This is a genomic window from Streptomyces sp. NPDC044002 (assembly GCF_056434525.1).
This window is the reverse complement of sequence record NZ_JBWKEZ010000067.1, coordinates 1-17,955: the sequence shown is the minus strand read 5'-3', so window position 1 is coordinate 17,955 and position 17,955 is coordinate 1. Positions and strand designations below refer to the sequence as shown.

14 protein-coding genes are annotated in these 17,955 nt (G+C 71.7%); 11 read left to right on the top strand and 3 right to left on the bottom strand.

Annotated features, from left to right (window positions below):
* Positions 1–249: 249 nt before the first annotated feature.
* From AC07A6_RS34025 to serA, 5 genes are all read left to right on the top strand, one after another.
* Positions 250–3,126: a putative bifunctional diguanylate cyclase/phosphodiesterase gene (locus tag AC07A6_RS34025; protein ID WP_478779694.1), complete on the top strand. Its 2,877-nt coding sequence runs from the start codon at positions 250–252 to the stop codon at positions 3,124–3,126.
* A 228-nt stretch (positions 3,127–3,354) separates the two neighbouring features.
* Complete coding sequence (locus AC07A6_RS34020; RefSeq protein WP_478779693.1) at positions 3,355–5,244, top strand: acetolactate synthase large subunit; 1,890 nt, start codon at positions 3,355–3,357, stop codon at positions 5,242–5,244.
* 32 nt (positions 5,245–5,276) lie between these two features.
* Complete coding sequence (ilvN, locus tag AC07A6_RS34015) at positions 5,277–5,801, top strand: acetolactate synthase small subunit (RefSeq protein ID WP_007266740.1); 525 nt, start codon at positions 5,277–5,279, stop codon at positions 5,799–5,801.
* A 141-nt stretch (positions 5,802–5,942) separates the two neighbouring features.
* Entirely contained in the window at positions 5,943–6,944 is a 1,002-nt protein-coding gene (gene ilvC / locus AC07A6_RS34010; protein ID WP_478779692.1) for a ketol-acid reductoisomerase, read from the top strand.
* Positions 6,945–7,238: 294 nt separating this feature from the next.
* A complete protein-coding gene (serA, locus tag AC07A6_RS34005) occupies positions 7,239–8,828 on the top strand; it encodes a phosphoglycerate dehydrogenase (protein WP_125816088.1) in 1,590 nt (529 codons plus the stop codon).
* A gap of 87 nt (positions 8,829–8,915) precedes the next feature.
* On the opposite strand, the gene AC07A6_RS34000 is transcribed toward serA, so the two are convergent.
* Positions 8,916–10,457 (bottom strand): MFS transporter, encoded by a 1,542-nt coding sequence (locus tag AC07A6_RS34000; protein ID WP_478779691.1) that lies wholly within the window; start codon positions 10,455–10,457, stop codon positions 8,916–8,918.
* A 103-nt stretch (positions 10,458–10,560) separates the two neighbouring features.
* Here AC07A6_RS34000 and AC07A6_RS33995 point away from each other — a divergent pair, with 103 nt between their 5' ends.
* Both AC07A6_RS33995 and AC07A6_RS33990 read left to right on the top strand, forming a co-directional pair.
* The gene (locus tag AC07A6_RS33995) at positions 10,561–11,169 is read left to right on the top strand and encodes a TetR/AcrR family transcriptional regulator (protein ID WP_362462935.1); all 609 of its coding nucleotides are present in this window, start codon (positions 10,561–10,563) and stop codon (positions 11,167–11,169) included.
* 59 nt (positions 11,170–11,228) lie between these two features.
* Positions 11,229–11,711 carry an RDD family protein gene (locus AC07A6_RS33990; RefSeq protein WP_478779690.1) on the top strand — a complete coding sequence of 161 codons (483 nt, stop codon included), beginning with the start codon at positions 11,229–11,231 and terminating at the stop codon, positions 11,709–11,711.
* A 7-nt stretch (positions 11,712–11,718) separates the two neighbouring features.
* Here the strand turns inward: AC07A6_RS33990 and AC07A6_RS33985 are convergent, their stop codons facing one another.
* Positions 11,719–12,918, bottom strand: coding sequence for a PucR family transcriptional regulator (locus tag AC07A6_RS33985; protein WP_478779689.1), 1,200 nt, complete (start codon positions 12,916–12,918; stop codon positions 11,719–11,721).
* Between the two features lie 199 nt (positions 12,919–13,117).
* On the opposite strand from AC07A6_RS33985, the gene AC07A6_RS33980 reads away from it, so the two are divergent.
* A complete protein-coding gene (locus tag AC07A6_RS33980; RefSeq protein ID WP_385761631.1) occupies positions 13,118–14,044 on the top strand; it encodes a proline dehydrogenase family protein in 927 nt (308 codons plus the stop codon).
* Positions 14,045–14,079: 35 nt separating this feature from the next.
* Positions 14,080–15,711, top strand: a complete 1,632-nt coding sequence (gene pruA, locus AC07A6_RS33975; RefSeq protein ID WP_478779688.1) for an L-glutamate gamma-semialdehyde dehydrogenase — start codon at positions 14,080–14,082, stop codon at positions 15,709–15,711.
* 93 nt (positions 15,712–15,804) lie between these two features.
* On the opposite strand, the gene AC07A6_RS33970 is transcribed toward pruA, so the two are convergent.
* Positions 15,805–16,506 (bottom strand): nitroreductase family protein, encoded by a 702-nt coding sequence (locus AC07A6_RS33970; protein WP_362462950.1) that lies wholly within the window; start codon positions 16,504–16,506, stop codon positions 15,805–15,807.
* Positions 16,507–16,587: 81 nt separating this feature from the next.
* On the opposite strand from AC07A6_RS33970, the gene AC07A6_RS33965 reads away from it, so the two are divergent.
* Both AC07A6_RS33965 and AC07A6_RS33960 read left to right on the top strand, forming a co-directional pair.
* The gene (locus AC07A6_RS33965; RefSeq protein WP_478779687.1) at positions 16,588–17,301 is read left to right on the top strand and encodes a tyrosine-protein phosphatase; all 714 of its coding nucleotides are present in this window, start codon (positions 16,588–16,590) and stop codon (positions 17,299–17,301) included.
* Positions 17,298–17,846 (top strand): GNAT family N-acetyltransferase, encoded by a 549-nt coding sequence (locus AC07A6_RS33960; RefSeq protein WP_386271208.1) that lies wholly within the window; start codon positions 17,298–17,300, stop codon positions 17,844–17,846. Before AC07A6_RS33965 ends, AC07A6_RS33960 begins: the two co-directional genes overlap by 4 nt.
* The last annotated feature ends 109 nt before the right edge of the window (positions 17,847–17,955 follow it).

Genomic DNA, 17,955 nt, shown 5'->3' with positions numbered 1-17,955 from the left:
GCGACCGGTGGCCAGGACCCCCCTCTTGGTGACGGAGCGTAGATCGGCTATGTCGCTGAGTGACGAAAGTGGTGTATCGTCCGGAACAAGGGGCTGCGCCACGTACGTCTGGCGCTGGGGAGTGATCGGACACTTTGGGGGGCGACGGGCGATGCACGGCCAATGGACGAAGGATCCGCTGCGGCAGGGCCGCCGGAGGCGACGCTGCCGAGACTGGAATGCACCGGAACCGGCCGGCGAGGGGCACCGGTGAGCGCCCCGGGGGCGGCGCTGCTGACCCGGCCGCCGGTCACCGGCGGAGGCGGCCGGGGCCTCGCGGCGCAACTCCTCCTCGCACTGGTCAGCGGCGGCTACGCGGTCGGAGCCGCCCTCGGCTGGGGGTCGCCCGAAATGGCCAAGATCATGGGCGACTTCGGACTCAGCGCCGCCGGATTACTGGCCGCCGTCTCCTGCTACCACTACGCCCGCGCGATCGACCGGCGCGAACGCCCCGCCTGGCTGATGTTCGCCTTCTCCTCGCTCATGGGCGGCCTGGGGAACGCGGTCTGGGGCTGGTACGAGGTGGTCCTCGGCCAGAAGGTCCCCGAGCCCTCGCTCGCCGACTTCGCCTTCCTCTGCTTCGCACCGCCCGCCATCGTGGGCCTGCTCGTCCTGGCCAAACGCCCGGTCACCCGGGCCGGATGGGTCTGCCTCGGCCTCGACTCCTGGCTCATCGGCGGCTCGCTGCTGACCCTGTCCTGGAGCCTGGCCCTCGCCAACGCCGCCCGCACCGCCCAGTCGGGAGCCCCCGGCAGCGTGCCGCGCGCCGCGCTCTCGCTCGCGTACCCCCTCCTGGACATCGCGCTGGTCTCGATGGTCCTGGTGCTGCACTTCCGGCGCTCGGCGAACAACCGCTCGGCGGTCAACACGGCGATCGCCGCCCTCGCCCTGACCGTCCTGAGCGACGCCCTGTTCACCTCGCCGCTGCTCAACACCACCTACAGCTCCGGGGAGATCCTCGACGCCGGCTGGTTCGCGGGCTCGCTGCTGCTCGCCTACGCCCCCTGGGGCGCCCGCCGGCCCGAGCCCGTCCCGCGCCCCGCGCCGCCGCGCCAGGACCGTCCGCACAGCCGCCCCATCACCGGCTCGCTGCCCGCGCTCACCCCGTACCTCGCGGCCGCCGTCTGCACCCTCGGCATCCTCTACAACGTCGTGGACGGCCGGAAGGTGGACCGGATGGTGGTCTTCACCGGCTGCACCGTCGTCCTCGCCCTCGTCATCCGGCAGGGCATCATGCTCCTCGACAACATCGCGCTCACCCAGGAACTGGCCCAGAAGGAGAACCACTTCCGCTCCCTGGTCCAGGGCTCCAGCGACGTCATCATGATCGCCGCGCCCACCGGGACCCTGCGCTACGTCAGCCCCGCCGCCGCCGGGGTCTACGGCCGCGAGGCGGAGGAACTGGTCGGCACCGAGCTCGCCGCCCTGATCCACCCCGACGACCTCGGCCGGGTGGTCCACGAGGTACGCCGCTTCCTGGCCGCCCCGCCCGCCGAGGAGCCCACCACCCGCATCGAGTGCCGGTTCGAGTCGGGCGGCGGCGAATGGCTCAACGTGGAGTCCACCGTCAACCGCCACCAGGGCGGCCTCATCCTCAACAGCCGCGACGTCACCGAGCGGGTCCGCCTCCAGGCGCAGCTCCAGCACAGCGCCGAGCACGACCCGCTGACCGACCTGCCCAACCGGGCCCTCTTCACCCGCCGCGTCCGCCAGGCCCTCACCGGCCGCCGGGCCGGCGACCACAGCACCGCCGTGCTCTTCATCGACCTCGACGGCTTCAAGGCCGTCAACGACACCATCGGCCACCAGGCCGGCGACGAACTCCTCGTCGAGGCCGCCCGCCGCCTCCAGGACGCCGTCCGGGCCGGTGACACCGCCGCCCGCCTCGGCGGCGACGAGTTCGCCGCGCTGATCCTCGGCGACGGCAGCCGCGACCGCAGCGCCCGCGAGTGCCAGGTCCACGACATCGCCGACCGGCTGCGCGCCACCCTCTCCCAGCCGTACCGCATCGCGGGGAGCGAGGTCCGGGTGGCCGCCAGCATCGGCGTCGCCTTCGCGGACCCCGGCATCACCCCTTCGGACCTGATGCGCAACGCGGATCTCGCGATGTACCGGGCCAAGGCGGGCGGCAAGGACCGGGTCGAGCTGTACGCGCCCCAGATGCAGGCCGAGGTCGTCCGCAAGGCCGAGCTGGCCGGACGGCTGCGTACCGCTTTGCACGAGGGCGAGTTCGCCCTGCTGCACCAGCCCGTGGTCTGCCTGGCCACCGGCGAGGTCACCGCCGTCGCCGCGCAGGCCCGCTGGCGCTCCGCCCAGGGGATCCTCTTCACCCCGGCCGAGTTCCTCCGGGTGGCCGAGCACAGCGAGGGCGGTCCGGCGGCCGGGCCGGACGGCTCGCGCACCGCCGAACTGGGCCGTTGGCTCCTGGAGGAGGCGGTCGAGCAGGCCGCCGAGCGGCACCGCGCCGGGCACGACGTACCAGTGGCCGTCCGGATGACCGCCCAGCGGCTGCTGGACCGCTCCTCGCCCGGCAGCAGCGTGGAGGCCCTGCTGACCCGCCACGGGCTGCCCTCCGGGTCCCTCGTGCTCGAACTGGCCGCCTCCGACCCCAGGGTGCCCTTCGACGAGCTGGAGCGCCGTCTGACGGCCCTGCACCGGCTCGGGGTACGGATCGCCCTGGACGGCTTCGGCAGCGGCTACGCGGCCATCAGCGCCCTCCGCAGGCTCCCGGTGGACCTGCTCAAGCTGGACCGGGGCCTGGTCGAAGGGGTGGTCGAATCAGCCAGACTGCACAAGATCACGGCCGGATTGTTGCGGATCGCAAACGACCTGGGCATGCAGTCCGTGGCCGACGGGGTGGACCTCCCCGAGCAGCTGCTGGCGCTGCGGGCGATGGGGTGCACCCACGGCCAGGGAGCGGCGTTCTCCGGACCGCTTGACGAATACAGGCTGCGGCGTGCGCTCGTGCGAGGTACGTTCCCAGTACCGGGCGGTACGGCCCAGCCCGCCTTGGCCGGCGGCTCGTCCGGTGGCTCGATGGTCATCCGTAGAGGCTCAAATAATGAGACGCCCGTCCCACCCGCTTGACATCAACCTCCCGCCGGAGGGAGGGTCAATGCCATGCGCACCCGAATTCTCGTACTTGGAAAGCGCGTCGGCTGAAGCTGGGGCCTGCATGTCCCCGCTCGACACCACCGACGCGCTCCCCTCGCTTGCCACCCGGCACGAGGGGTTTTTTGTTGCACTGGCACACGCGTCCGGACCAGATCCGGACCACCCCCCGCTCCTCGTAAAACCCTCAGCTTCGAGAAGAGAATGCCGATGACCGAGCAGGCCTCCGGGGCCCACCATCCGCAGCCGCGGCCCCGTACGGGTGGGCAGAACCAGCCCACCGCAGTTGAGCACGTCACGGGCGCGCAGTCCCTCATCCGCTCTCTCGAAGAGGTGGGGTGCGACACCGTCTTCGGTATCCCGGGCGGCTGCATCCTCCCGGCGTACGACCCGATGATGGACAGCAAGAAGGTCCGTCACATCCTGGTCCGCCACGAGCAGGGGGCCGGCCACGCCGCCACCGGCTACGCCCAGGCCACCGGCAAGGTCGGCGTGTGCATGGCCACTTCCGGCCCGGGCGCCACCAACCTGGTCACCCCGATCGCCGACGCGCACATGGACTCCGTCCCGCTCGTCGCGATCACCGGCCAGGTCTCCTCCAAGGCGATCGGCACCGACGCCTTCCAGGAGGCGGACATCGTCGGCATCACCATGCCGATCACCAAGCACAACTTCCTGGTCACCAAGGCCGAGGACATCGCGAAGACCATCGCCGAGGCCTTCCACATCGCCTCCACCGGCCGCCCCGGCCCGGTCCTCGTCGACATCGCCAAGGACGCCCTCCAGGCGAAGACCACCTTCTCCTGGCCGCCCAGCCAGGACCTGCCCGGCTACCGGCCGGTCACCAAGCCGCACGCCAAGCAGATCCGCGAGGCCGCCAAGATGATCGCCGCCGCCAAGCGGCCGGTCCTCTACGTCGGCGGCGGCGTCATGAAGGCCGGCGCCACCGCCGAGCTGAAGGTCCTCACCGAGCTGACCGGCGTCCCGGTCGTCACCACCCTGATGGCCCTGGGTTCCATCCCGGACACCCACCCGCAGAACCTCGGCATGCCGGGCATGCACGGAGCCGTCACCGCCGTGACCGCGCTCCAGAAGTCCGACCTGCTGATCGCGCTCGGCACCCGCTTCGACGACCGCGTCACCGGCAAGCTGGACAGCTTCGCCCCCTTCGCCAAGGTCATCCACGCGGACATCGACCCCGCCGAGATCGGCAAGAACCGCGCCGTCGACGTCCCGATCGTCGGTGACGCCCGCGAGGTCATCGCCGACCTGATCCAGGCCGTCCAGGCGGAGGCGAACGAGGGCAACACCGGCGACTACACCGCCTGGTGGAAGGACCTCAACCGCTGGCGCGAGACCTACCCCCTGGGCTACGACCTCCCCGAGGACGGCAGCCTCTCGCCGCAGCAGGTCATCGAGCGGATCGGCCAGCTGGCGCCGCAGGGCACCATCTACGCGGCCGGCGTCGGCCAGCACCAGATGTGGGCCTCGCACTTCGTCAACTACGAGGAGCCCCGCACCTGGCTGAACTCCGGCGGCGCCGGAACCATGGGCTACGCGGTCCCCGCCGCGATGGGCGCCAAGGTCGGCATGCCGGACCGCACGGTCTGGGCGATCGACGGCGACGGCTGTTTCCAGATGACCAACCAGGAACTGGCCACCTGCGCGCTGAACGGCATCCCGATCAAGGTCGCGATCATCAACAACGGCGCGCTGGGCATGGTCCGCCAGTGGCAGACCCTGTTCTACAACCAGCGCTACTCGAACACGGTCCTGCACGCGGGCGAGACCGGCCACGACACCGTGGGCTCCCAGCTCGGCGAGTCCGCCGCCCCCCGCATGGGCACCCGCGTCCCGGACTTCGTCAAGCTGTCCGAGGCCATGGGCTGCGTCGCGCTGCGCTGCGAGGACCCGGCGGACCTGGACAAGGTCATCGCCGAGGCCAACGCGATCAACGACCGCCCGGTCGTGGTCGACTTCATCGTCCACGAGGACGCCATGGTGTGGCCGATGGTCGCCGCCGGCACCTCCAACGACGAGGTCATGGCAGCCCGGGGCGTCCGCCCCGACTTCGGCGACAACGAAGACGACTGAGCCGAGAGAGCCTGAGAGAGAGAACGACTCACATGTCCAAGCACACGCTCTCCGTCCTGGTCGAGAACACGCCCGGCATCCTCGCCCGGATCGCCGCGCTGTTCTCCCGCCGCGGGTTCAACATCGACTCCCTCGCGGTCGGCGTCACCGAGCACCCCGACATCTCCCGCATCACCATCGTGGTGAACGTCGAGGACCTCCCGCTGGAGCAGGTGACCAAGCAGCTCAACAAGCTGGTCAACGTGCTCAAGATCGTCGAGCTGGAGCCGTCCAACGCCATCGAGCGCGAACTCGTCCTGGTGAAGGTCCGCGCCGACAACGAGACCCGCTCGCAGATCGTCGAGATCGTCCAGCTGTTCCGCGCCAAGACCGTCGACGTCTCCCCGGAGGCCGTCACCATCGAGGCCACCGGCGGCGCCGACAAGCTCGGCGCGATGCTCAAGATGCTGGAGCCCTTCGGCATCAAGGAGCTCGTGCAGTCCGGCACCATCGCCATAGGGCGTGGCGGCCGGTCCATCACGGACCGCAGCCTGCGCTCGCTCGAACGCAGCGCCTGAGCCCCGCTGCGTCCGGGCCGGTCGCGCCGTGTCCAGGACACGGCGGCTGACACGCCGGCCCGCATAGCGAGACCGAGAAACTCTTATTCCGTTCCCCGCCGTACGGTGGGAGCAACACCAGCGCACCAAGGAGATATCCCAGTGGCCGAGCTGTTCTACGAGAACGACGCCGACCTGTCCATCATCCAGGGCCGCAAGGTCGCGGTCATCGGTTACGGCAGCCAGGGCCACGCCCACGCGCTGTCGCTCCGTGACTCCGGCGTCGACGTCGTCGTCGGCCTCAAGGAGGGCTCCAGCTCCAAGGCCAAGGCCGAGGAGCAGGGCCTGAAGGTCCTCCCGGTCGCCGAGGCCGCCGAGTGGGCGAACGTCATCATGATCCTGACCCCGGACCCGCTCCAGGCCGAGATCTACGAGGCGTCCATCAAGGACCACCTGAAGGAGGGCGACGCGCTCTTCTTCGGCCACGGTTTCAACGTCCGCTACGGCTTCATCAAGCCCCCGGCCAACGTGGACGTCGCCCTCGTCGCCCCGAAGGGCCCGGGCCACCTGGTCCGCCGTCAGTACGAGGAGGGCCGCGGCGTTCCGTGCATCGCCGCCGTCGAGCAGGACTACTCGGGCAGCGCCTTCGCCCTGGCCCTGTCGTACGCGGCCGGCATCGGCGGCACCCGCGCCGGCGTCATCAAGACCACCTTCACCGAGGAGACCGAGACCGACCTGTTCGGTGAGCAGGCCGTCCTCTGCGGTGGCGCCTCCGCCCTGGTCAAGGCCGGTTTCGAGACCCTGACCGAGGCCGGCTACCAGCCGGAGATCGCCTACTTCGAGTGCCTGCACGAGCTGAAGCTCATCGTCGACCTCATGTACGAGGGCGGCCTGGAGAAGATGCGCTGGTCGGTCTCCGAGACCGCCGAGTGGGGCGACTACATCACCGGCCCGCGCGTCATCACCGACGCCACCAAGGCCGAGATGAAGAAGGTCCTGGAGGAGATCCAGAGCGGCAAGTTCGCCGAGGAGTGGATGGCCGAGTACAAGGCCGGTCTGCCGAAGTACAACGAGTACAAGAAGGCCGACTCGGAGCACCTGCTGGAGACCACCGGCAAGAAGCTGCGCAAGCTGATGAGCTGGGTCGACAGCGAAGAGAGCTGATCTCGTGAACGGCGGGGCCGGGACGGTGAGTCCCGGCCCCGCCGCACACCCGCTCCCCTCCGGCGCCGGCCGGAGATCACCGGAATGTAGCCCTCGGATAGGACGGATTGTCCACCCCGGCCAATCCCGGACGGGTGATCCTTCCGTACAGGCGGAAATCCGCACCCGATCCGCCACTACACTGCTCAACACAACGCGTCAGGCCCACAGTGTCGTGCGTCTTCCACGCGGCTACCCCCTCCACCGCCTGCGGCCGTCGGGACGGCCGTCCGCACTGGACTTGTGAGGACCCACGTGAGCTCGAAACCTGTCGTACTCATCGCCGAAGAGCTGTCGCCCGCCACGGTGGACGCGCTCGGTCCGGACTTCGAGATCCGGCACGTCAACGGCGCCGACCGCGCCGAGCTGCTCCCCGCGATCGTCGACGTGGACGCGATCCTCGTCCGCTCCGCCACCAAGGTGGACGCCGAGGCCATCGCCGCCGCCAAGAAGCTGAAGGTCGTCGCCCGCGCCGGTGTCGGCCTCGACAACGTCGACGTCTCCGCCGCCACCAAGGCCGGCGTCATGGTCGTGAACGCCCCGACCTCCAACATCGTCACCGCCGCCGAGCTCGCCTGCGGCCTGCTCGTCGCCACCGCCCGCAACATCCCGCAGGCCAACACCGCCCTGAAGAACGGCGAGTGGAAGCGGAACAAGTACACGGGCGTCGAGCTCAGCGAGAAGACCCTCGGCGTCGTCGGCCTCGGCCGCATCGGCGTCCTGGTCGCCCAGCGCATGTCGGCCTTCGGCATGAAGATCGTCGCCTACGACCCCTACGTGCAGCCCGCGCGCGCCGCCCAGATGGGCGTCAAGATGCTGACGCTGGACGAGCTGCTGGAGGTCGCCGACTTCATCACCGTGCACCTCCCCAAGACCCCCGAGACCCTCGGTCTCATCGGCGACGAGGCCCTGCACAAGGTCAAGCCGTCCGTCCGCATCGTCAACGCCGCGCGCGGCGGGATCGTGGACGAGGCCGCGCTGTACTCGGCCATCAAGGAGGGCCGCGTCGCCGGCGCCGGCCTCGACGTGTACGCGAAGGAGCCCTGCACGGACTCCCCGCTCTTCGAGCTCGACCAGGTCGTCTGCACCCCGCACCTCGGCGCGTCCACGGACGAGGCCCAGGAGAAGGCCGGTATCGCGGTCGCCAAGTCGGTGCGCCTCGCCCTCGCCGGCGAGCTCGTGCCGGACGCGGTCAACGTCCAGGGCGGCGTCATCGCCGAGGACGTGCGCCCCGGTCTGCCGCTCGCCGAGAAGCTCGGCCGCATCTTCACCGCCCTCGCGGGCGAGGTCGCGGTCCGCCTCGACGTCGAGGTCTGCGGCGAGATCACCCAGCACGACGTCAAGGTGCTGGAGCTCTCCGCCCTCAAGGGTGTTTTCGAGGACGTCGTCGACGAGACCGTCTCCTACGTCAACGCCCCGCTGTTCGCGCAGGAGCGCGGCGTCGAGGTCCGTCTGACCACCAGCTCGGAGTCCCCGGACCACCGCAACGTGGTGACCGTCCGCGGCACCCTGTCGGACGGTCAGGAGGTGTCGGTCTCCGGCACCCTCGCGGGCCCGAAGCACCTCCAGAAGATCGTCGGCGTGGGCGAGTACGACGTGGACCTGGCCCTGGCCGACCACATGATCGTGCTGCGCTACACCGACCGCCCGGGCGTGGTCGGCAAGGTCGGCCAGCTGCTCGGCGAAGCCGGCCTGAACATCGCGGGCATGCAGGTCGCCCGTGCCGAGGAGGGCGGCGAGGCGCTCGTCGTCCTCACGGTCGACGCGGAGGTCCCGGTGGACGTCCTGGCGGCCATCTCCGAGGAGATCGGCGCCGCTTCGGCCCGTACGGTCAACCTCGGCTGACCGTCGCACACAGCCGAGAGGGCCCGGGGTCGCGACCCCGGGCCCTCTCGCGTGCCCGCTGCGCCCCGCTCGGCTTTCGTACGCGGCTCAGTGCGCCGGTACCGGTTCGGCCGGGGCCGCCTCCGCCCCGGCGGGAGCCGGGCTCGTCCCGCCCCGGGCCAGGGCCAGCGAGAGCCCCGCCGCCGCGAGGAGCAGCACCGCACCGCCCCAGGCGGCGTACTGCATCCCGTGCACGAAGGCCTCCCGGGCCAGGGCCAGCAGCTGCCCGCCGGCCTCGCCCCCGGCCTGCCCGGCGGCGGCGACGGCGCCGCCCAGGGTCTCCCGTACGGCGGAGGGCTCACCCGCCAGGTCGGCGCGGTAGACGGCGGTGCCGAGGCTGCCCAGCAGCGCCATCCCGAGGGCCCCGCCGAACTCCTGGCCCGTCTCCAGCAACGAGGCGGCCGAACCGGCCTTCTCGGCCGGAGCCGTGGCGAGGGCCATGTCGGAGACCAGGGACATCACGCCGACGATGCCGGAGGCGAGCACCCCGGCGTCGGCCAGCAGCAGCCACAGGGAGTCGGTGCCCACGAGGGAGACCAGCCCGAAGCCGGCGGCGGCGACGGCGAAGGAGCCGGCGATCACCCGGGAGCGGTCGGTGCGCTGCGCCAGGGCGGCCGCGACCGGCGCGGCAGCGCCGATGAGGAGCGAGGGCGCCAGGCTCCACAGGGCGGCCTCCAGGGTGCCCATGCCGAGCACGGACTGCAGGTACTGCGTGGTGAAGTAGGCGGAGCCCATCATCGCGAAGGCGGCGACCGAGTTGAGGCCGATGCCCGCCCCGAAGCGGCGGTCCCGGAACAGCGCCCGGCCCGCCATCGCGTCCTCGCGGCCGCGCTGGCGGCGGACGAAGGCGTACCCGAAGGCCAGGCCGGCCAGCAGGCAGGCGGCGTACAGCGGTTCGAAGCCGGCGGCTGCGATCTCCTTCAGCCCGTAGACCACCGGCAGCACCGCGGCCATGGACAGCGGCACGCTCACCAGGTCGAAGCGGCCGGGGGCCGGGTCCTTGAACTCCGGGACCAGGACCGGGACCAGGACCAGCAGGAGCAGCATCGCGGGCACGTTGACGAGGAAGACGGAGCCCCAGTGGAAGTGCTTCAGCATCACCCCGCTGAGCACGGACCCGAGGGCGACCCCGCCGGTCATGGCGCCGGACCAGATCCCGATGGCCTTGCCGCGCTGACCGGCGTCCTGGAAGAGGTTGCGGACCAGGGCCAGCGTGGAGGGCATCAGGGTGGCGCCCCCGACGCCGAGCAGGGCCCGGGCCGCGATGAGCATCTCGGCGCTGGTGGCGAAGGCGGCGCCGACCGAGGCGAGGCCGAAGGCGGCGGCGCCGATCAGCAGCAGCCTGCGGCGGCCGATCCGGTCGCCGAGCGAGCCCATCGTGAGCAGCAGGCCGGAGAGGGCGAAGGCGTAGCTGTCGAAGATCCAGAGCTGCTGGGTGGCGCTCGGTTCGAGCTCCCGGGTGATGGCCGGGACGGCGAAGTAGAGGACGGAGACGTCCATCGAGACCAGGAGCAGGGGCAGCAGCAGGACCGTGAAGGCGGTCCATTCGCGGCGGCCGGCGAGGGGTGCCGTGGCGGCGGGCTTCGTCATGAGCAGGAATGTACAAGCGTATGGAACGCTTGTCTATGACGTGTGTATGGAAAATTCGTGTGGGACCTTCGTCTAGGACGGTTGTCTTGCTACGGTGGCGGCCATGGGACACAAAGAGGATCTGCTCGAAGGTGCCAAGAAGTGCCTGGTCGAGAAGGGGTTCGTACGCACCACCGCGCGCGACGTCGTCGGCGCCTCCGGCACGAACCTGGCGTCGATCGGCTACCACTACGGCTCCAAGGACGCCCTGCTCACCCAGGCGTTCATCGCCCTGATGCAGGAGTGGGGGGAGACGGCCTTCCAGGCCGGCCTGCCCGGTGAGGACGGCTCCCTGGAGCGCCTGCGGGCCATGTGGGACGGCGTCCTCGCTCAGCACGACACCGCGGCCCCCGTCTGGGCGGCCAGCATGGAGGTCGCGCTGAGCGGCGAACGGCTGCCGCAGCTGCGCGGGATGCTCGCCGCCTCCCAGGCCGAGGGCCGCCGGGGCCTGATCGCGCTCCTCACCGGCACCCCGGAGGAGGAGCTCACCGAACGCGACGAACGCACCCTCGGCTCCGTGGTCCAGGCGCTGCTCAACGGGCTGATGATCCAGTGGCTGCTCGACCCCGCGACCGCCTCCTCCGCGGAGGAGTTCACCGAGGGGCTGCGCCGCATCGCGGAAGGCCTGACGGCGTCCCTGCGGGGCGGCTCCGCCGCGCGGGCGGGGGAGTAGGCGTCCGATGGGCCCCGGATACCTGTCCGCCGGGGGCGACCTCGCCCCCCCTGCCGCCCGTGGGCCGCGCCCCGGACGCCCGGCCGCTGCCCGGCTCCCCGGCCGGGGGCGTGCGGCGCTGCGCCGCCACGGCGGTGGACCTGGCGATCGGCATCGTGGTGATCCTCGTGCCGCTCGTCGGGTTCGACCGCCTGCTCGGCCCGCTCGGCGTCCCCGACGGCGACGCCCCGACGGTCTGGCGCACGGCCGCCGGGATCTGGACGGCCGCCTTCCTGCTGCTGTACTCGCCGCTGTGCGTCTCGCGCCGGGGGGCGACCCCGGGCAAGCGGCTGCTGGGCCTGGAGGTGATCGTCCTCGGGGGCGGCGGGCGCCTCGGCTACGGCGCGGCGGTGGTCCGCCACCTGGCCAACCTGGTGGTCAACGCGGTCCCCGTGCTGTGCGTGGCGAACGCGTCCTCCATCACGCTCAGCCCCGATGCCCTCGGCCTCCACGACAAGGCCGTCGGCAGCGCGGTGGTCCACCGCCGCAGGACCCCCGCCTGAGCGGTGCTCAGGCCCGCAGGCGGGCGGCCTTGAGGGCCATGTGCAGCAGCAGGCGGTCCTCGCCGAGGTCCAGGTCGAGCCCCGTCAGCTGCTCCACCCGGCCCAGCCGGTAGTACAGGGTCTGGCGGTGGATGCCCAGTTCGGCCGCCGCGCGCCCCGCCTGCCCCGCGCAGTCCAGGAACACCTCCGCCGTGCGGGCCAGTTCCCGGTGGGCCGGGCCCAGCAGGGCCCGCGTCGCCGGGTCGTCCGCCGGCCCGGCGCCCAGGGCGGCCAGCATCCGGTACGGCCCGATCCCCGACCACTGCGCAACCGGACCCAGCCCCGGCTGACCCGCCGCCGCCCGGGCGGCGGCGGTGGCCTGCGCCCACGCCGCGGGCAGCTCCGCGAGCGCCCGGACCGGGTCGGAGAGCCCGGCGGTGACGGAGCCGCCCCCGCCGGCGGAGCCCCGGCCGCCGGGGGAGCCCGCCTCCGCCCGGGGCAGCAGCCGCCCGACCGCCGCCAGGGCCGGACCGAGCGCGTCCCCCGACCGCAGCCGCACCAGCACCGCCAGCACCCCCGTCCCCGGGCCCGGACCGTCCCGGTACTCGGAGCCCGCCGGGACCACGCACACCGCCGCCGCCCCCGGCACCGACCCCGGAGCCTCCCCGGACCACGGGGCCACGCACACGGCGGCGTGCGGCCCCTCGGCCCCCGGCCCCAGAGCCACCCGCAGCGCGGCCACCGCCATGTCCTGCTGCCAGCCCCGGCCGGCGGTGAGCACCGCCAGGAACTCCCGCGAGAGGTCGGCGCCCGCCTTGGCCTCCTCGGCGAGCAGCACCCCGATCCGCTGGGCCACCTCCATGGCGGCCTCCAGGGCGGCCGGCTCCGGGCCGGGGTCCTGGTCGAGGAGCCACACGTAGCCCTGGACGATGCCCCGGTACCGCACCGGCAGGCAGATCCGCCCGCGGAAGACCCCCGCGTCCGGGGCCGCCGGGATCCGCACCGGGCCGGTGGCGCGGGCGATGCCGAAGCCCTCGAACCAGGAGCGGACGGCCGCCGTCGACTGCCGGGTCAGGATCGAGCGGGTGCGCACCGGGTCCATCACGAGGTCGTCCTCGCTGTCGTGCGCGCCGAAGGCGATGAGGCGGAAGTCCCGGTTCTCCAGCGTCGCCGGGGCGCCGAGCAGCGCCGAGATCTCGTCCACCAGGTCCTGGTAATCGCCCTTCACGCGGACATTCTCCCACCCCGCGGCGGGCCCTTCAGACAGATGTATGAGATCCGGGCCACGGATGCGTGACAGCTGTCGATGGCAGAGGATCGTGGAGATCCTTAGGTTTCACGGTGGTTTTACTTGCGTTTTCCTTACGGTCGCGGCCCACCCCTGCGGCGTCCGTTCGTCCGCTTCTGCCACCCGTTGGAGGTGCCCCGTGCTGGGTCCCGCGATCCTCGCCGCTTCGCGCAGCGACAAGATGCGCCGAATCGTCTCTGCCGCCCCGGTGACCAAGCCGGTGGTCAACCGGTTCATCCCCGGCGAGACGGTCGACCAGGTCATCCCGATCGTCGAGGAGCTCACCCGCAAGGGCCTTGAGGTCACCCTCGACGTCGTCGGCGAGGACATCACCGCCGTGGAGCAGTCCTACGCGGCCCGGGACGCCTACCTGGAGCTCATCGAGCGCCTCAAGGAGCTGGAGCTGGGCGAGACCGTCGAGATGTCGGTCAAGCTCTCGATGTTCGGCCAGGCCCTGGAGGGCGGCCACGAGCTGGCCCTCGCCAACGTCCGCCCGGTCGTCGAGGCCGCCGCCGCCATCGGCACCACCGTGACGCTGGACGCCGAGGACCACACCACCCTCGACTCGATGTTCGCCATCCACGAGGAGCTGCGCCGGGACTTCCCGCAGACCGGCTGCGTGATCCAGGCCTACCTCTTCCGCACCGAGGCCGACGCCCGACGCCTGGCCGCCGCCGGCAGCCGCGTCCGGATCGTGAAGGGCGCCTACAAGGAGCCCGCCGAGGTCGCCTACCAGGACAAGGCGGAGATCGACAAGGCGTACGTCCGGATCATGAAGATCCTGATGGAGGGCGAGGGCTACCCGATGATCGGGTCCCACGACCCGCGCCTGATCGCCATCGCGCAGGAGCTCGGCCGCCAGGCCGGGCGCAAGCTGGACGAGTACGAGTTCCAGATGCTCTACGGCATCCGCAGCGAGGAGCACCTGCGGCTCGCCGCCGAGGGGCACCGCATGCGGGTCTACACGGCCTACGGCACCGACTGGTACGGCTACTTCATGCGCCGTCTCGCGGAGAAGCCGGCCAACCTGCTCTTCTTCCTCCGCTCGATGATCACCAAGAACTAGCCCGCCCGAACCAGGTCAAGGAGAGTTACCGCCCCATGGATGCTGTGACCCAGGTCCCCGCGCCGGTCAACGAGCCGGTCCACTCGTACGCCCCCGGCAGTGCCGAGCGTGCGCGCCTCGAGATCCAGCTGAAGCAGCTGTCCGAGAACCCGATCGACCTCCCGATGACGATCAACGGCGTCAAGCGGATGGGTGGCGGCGAGCGCTTCGACGTCGTCCAGCCCCACGACCACAAGTCGGTCATCGGCACGTACGCCAACGCCACCCAGGCCGACGCCCAGGAGGCCGTGGACGCCGCCCTGGCCGCCGCCCCGGCCTGGCGCGCGATGTCCTTCGACGACCGCGCCGCGATCATCCTGCGCGCCGCCGAGCTGCTGGCCGGCCCGTGGCGCGAGAAGCTGGCCGCCTCCACCATGCTGGGCCAGTCCAAGACCGCGCAGCAGGCCGAGATCGACACCCCCTGCGAGCTCGTCGACTTCTGGCGCTTCAACGTCCACTTCGCCCGCCAGATCCTGGCCGAGCAGCCCGCCGCGAACAGCGCCGGCGTGTGGAACCGCAGCGACCACCGCCCGCTGGAGGGCTTCGTCTACGCGATCACGCCGTTCAACTTCACGGCCATCGCCGGCAACCTGCCGACCGCCCCCGCGCTGATGGGCAACGTGGTCGTGTGGAAGCCGTCCCCGACGCAGACCCACTCCGCGGTCCTCCTCATGGAGCTCCTGGAGGCGGCCGGCCTGCCCAAGGGCGTCATCAACCTCGTCACCGGTGACGGCATCGCGGTCTCCGAGGTGGCCCTGAACCACCCCGAGCTGGCCGGCATCCACTTCACCGGCTCGACCAAGACCTTCCAGTACCTGTGGAAGACGGTCGGCAACAACATCGCGAACTACCGCTCGTACCCGCGCCTGGTCGGCGAGACGGGCGGCAAGGACTTCGTCGTCGCGCACCCGTCCGCGGACCGCGCGATCCTGAAGACCGCCCTGACCCGCGGCTCCTTCGAGTTCCAGGGCCAGAAGTGCTCCGCGTCCTCCCGGGCCTACGTCCCGGCCTCCATCTGGAACGACGGCTTCAAGGAGCAGTTCGCGGCCGAGGTCGACGGCATCACCATGGGTGACGTCCGCGACCTGTCGAACTTCATCGGCGCGGTCATCGACGAGCGCTCCTTCGCGAAGAACAAGGCCGCGATCGACCGTGCGAAGGCCGACCCGACCTGCACGATCGTCGCCGGCGGCACGTACGACGACTCGGAGGGCTACTTCGTCCGCCCGACCGTCATCGAGTGCACCGACCCGGAGAACGAGGTCTTCACGACCGAGTACTTCGGCCCGATCCTCGCGATCCACGTGTACGAGGACGACAAGTACGACGAGATGCTCGCGCAGATGGAGAACGTCTCGGCCTACGCCCTGACCGGCGCCGTCATCGCCCAGGACCGCTACGCGGCCGCCGACACGATGGAGAAGCTCCGCTTCGCGGCGGGCAACTTCTACATCAACGACAAGTCGACCGGCGCCGTCGTCGGCCAGCAGCCCTTCGGCGGCGGCCGCGCCTCGGGCACCAACGACAAGGCGGGCGCGGCGTCCAACCTGCTCCGCTGGACCTCGACCCGCTCCATCAAGGAGACCCTGGTCCCGCCGACCGAGTACGGCTACCCCCACATGGGCTGACCCGCCCTGCGCTGAACCCCGCCCCCGCTCCGGTACCCCCAAGTCCGGAGCGGGGGCGGTCCCCATTTCCGGGGGCGGGAGGGCTCCCGGCGTTCAGACCTCCACGAGGACCTGGTCCAGGGACTTGCGGACCAGGTCGGGGACCTCGCAGTCGTCGGCCGGGTAGCCCACCGGGATGACCGCGAAGGCCTTCTCGTTCTCAGGGCGGTTCAGGACGTGCGAAAGGAAGCGCATCGGGCTCGGGGTGTGGATGAGTGCGGCCAGGCCGGACAGGTGGAGGGCGGAGAGCAGCATGCCGACCGCCATGCCGACCGACTCGTCGACGTAGTAGTGCTTGCGCTTCGTGCCGTTCGGACCGAGCCAGTAGCGCTGCTGGAAGACCACGATCAGCGCCGGCGCATCGGTGAGGTGGGTCTTCACGGCGTCCGTGCCGATCGGGCGCAGCGCGGCGAGCCACTCGTCGCCGAGGCGGCCGTCGTAGGAGATCTGCTCCTCCTGCTCGGCGGCGGCGCGGATCTGCTGCCGGACGGCCGGGTCCTTGACCAGGACGAAGGTCCACGGCTGCTGGTGCGCACCGGAGGGGGCGGTGGCCGCGCAGGCGATGGCGTCGCGGACGGCCTGCTCCGGGACGGGGTCGGGGGAGAAGTGGCGCACGGTCCGCCGTTCGTCCATCCGGGCGCGCAGCTCCGCCGCCCGCGCGAGGGATTCGGGGCCGGGCATGCGCGCGGGACGGTAGGCGACGGGCCGGTAGGGCTGGCCATGGGTGGGGGTCCACTGCTGGGTCTCAGGCGACATGTCCAGATCTTCCAGCGAGGGAACTCCCGAGGCCAGCGGGACGTCATGAACCAATGTCCGTTGTGTACTGACAGGGGGGCTATGACCGTGTCGAACGTCGGTCGATTCGTGGACTGGGAAGGCTGCTTCAACGCCCGCGACCTCGGCGGTCTGGGAGAGGTGCGGCCCGGGGCGCTGATACGGGCGGACAGCCTCGACGGGCTCACCGCCCGGGGCTGGACCACACTGTCCGCTCACGGGGTGCGGACCGTCGTCGACCTGCGCAACGACGGAGAGGCCGAGGTGGACCACGCCCCGCGTCCGGCCGGGCTGACCACCCTGCGGATCCCGCTCGACGGCATCGAGCACCGGGACTTCTGGGACGTGTGGTGGGGCACTCCCGGCTTCGGCACCCCCGCGTATTTCCGGCCTTTCCTGGAGCGCTTCCCCGACCGCGTGGCCTCCGTGGCCCGCGCCGTCGCCGGAGCCCCGCCGGGCGGGGTCGTCTTCCACTGCGGTCTGGGCCGCGACCGTACGGGGATCATCGCGCTCGTCCTGCTGCGGCTGGCCGGGGCGAGCCCGGAGCAGATAGCCGACGACCACGCGCTGAGCGAGCCGCGGGTCCGGGCCCGGTACGCGGCCCGGGGCAGGTCCTACGACGACAGCGAGATCGAGGAGTACACGGCCGGCCTCGGCACCACCGTGCACGCCCTGGCCCGGTCCACCGCCGAGTGGCTGGATGCGGACGCCTACCTGCGCTCGGCCGGGCTGACGGCCGCCGAACTGGAGGGGCTGAGGGGCAGACTGGGGGCATGAGCGACGACATGCGGACCCGCCTCGCGCACACCTCCCAGCTCGACGGGGGCACCCTCGCCGCCGTCCGGGACCTGCTCGACGGGGCCTTCGACGGCGACTTCGGCGACGAGGACCTCGAACACGCCCTCGGCGGGATGCACGCGCTGGTGTACGAGGACGGCGCGCTCGTCGCGCACGGCAGCCTCGTCCAGCGGCGGGTGCTGCACCAGGGGCGGGCCCTGCGGACCGGGTACGTGGAGGCCGTGGCCGTCCGCGCCGACCGGCGCCGGCGCGGGCTCGGCGGAGCGGTGATGGCCGCGCTGGAGGACGTGATCGCCCGGGCTTACGTACTGGGCGCCCTGTCCGCGTCCGAGGAGGGGGCGGCCCTGTACGAGAGCCGGGGGTGGAAGCCGTACCCCGGGCAGATCGGCGTGCTCGGCCCGGCCGGCCCCGAGCGGCTGCCCGAGGAGGAGGGCTCGACCTACGTGTGGACGCCGCCCGGCGGGGTCGTACCGGCTTCCGCCGGGCGGCTCGACTTCGACTGGCGGGACGGGGACGTCGTGTAGCCGGGCGACGCGGCCTAGGGGGTGTCCGCAAAGTGGCGCCGTCCGCCCGGAGGGCGGGCCCCGCGGCGTCCGGTGCGTGCTCTCGGCGTGCCGGGCGGAAGACCTCGTA

Excerpts from the sequence above, each read along its gene's own strand:
- ilvN (WP_007266740.1), top strand. The coding sequence starts at position 5,277 with ATGTCCAAGCACACGCTCTCCGTCCTGGTCGAGAACACGCCCGGCATC.
- AC07A6_RS34000 (WP_478779691.1), bottom strand. The coding sequence starts at position 10,457 with ATGACGAAGCCCGCCGCCACGGCACCCCTCGCCGGCCGCCGCGAATGG.
- AC07A6_RS33960 (WP_386271208.1), top strand. The coding sequence starts at position 17,298 with ATGAGCGACGACATGCGGACCCGCCTCGCGCACACCTCCCAGCTCGAC.
- AC07A6_RS34020 (WP_478779693.1), top strand. The coding sequence starts at position 3,355 with ATGCCGATGACCGAGCAGGCCTCCGGGGCCCACCATCCGCAGCCGCGG.
- AC07A6_RS33970 (WP_362462950.1), bottom strand. The coding sequence starts at position 16,506 with ATGTCGCCTGAGACCCAGCAGTGGACCCCCACCCATGGCCAGCCCTAC.
- pruA (WP_478779688.1), top strand. The coding sequence starts at position 14,080 with ATGGATGCTGTGACCCAGGTCCCCGCGCCGGTCAACGAGCCGGTCCAC.
- AC07A6_RS33965 (WP_478779687.1), top strand. The coding sequence starts at position 16,588 with ATGACCGTGTCGAACGTCGGTCGATTCGTGGACTGGGAAGGCTGCTTC.
- AC07A6_RS33995 (WP_362462935.1), top strand. The coding sequence starts at position 10,561 with ATGGGACACAAAGAGGATCTGCTCGAAGGTGCCAAGAAGTGCCTGGTC.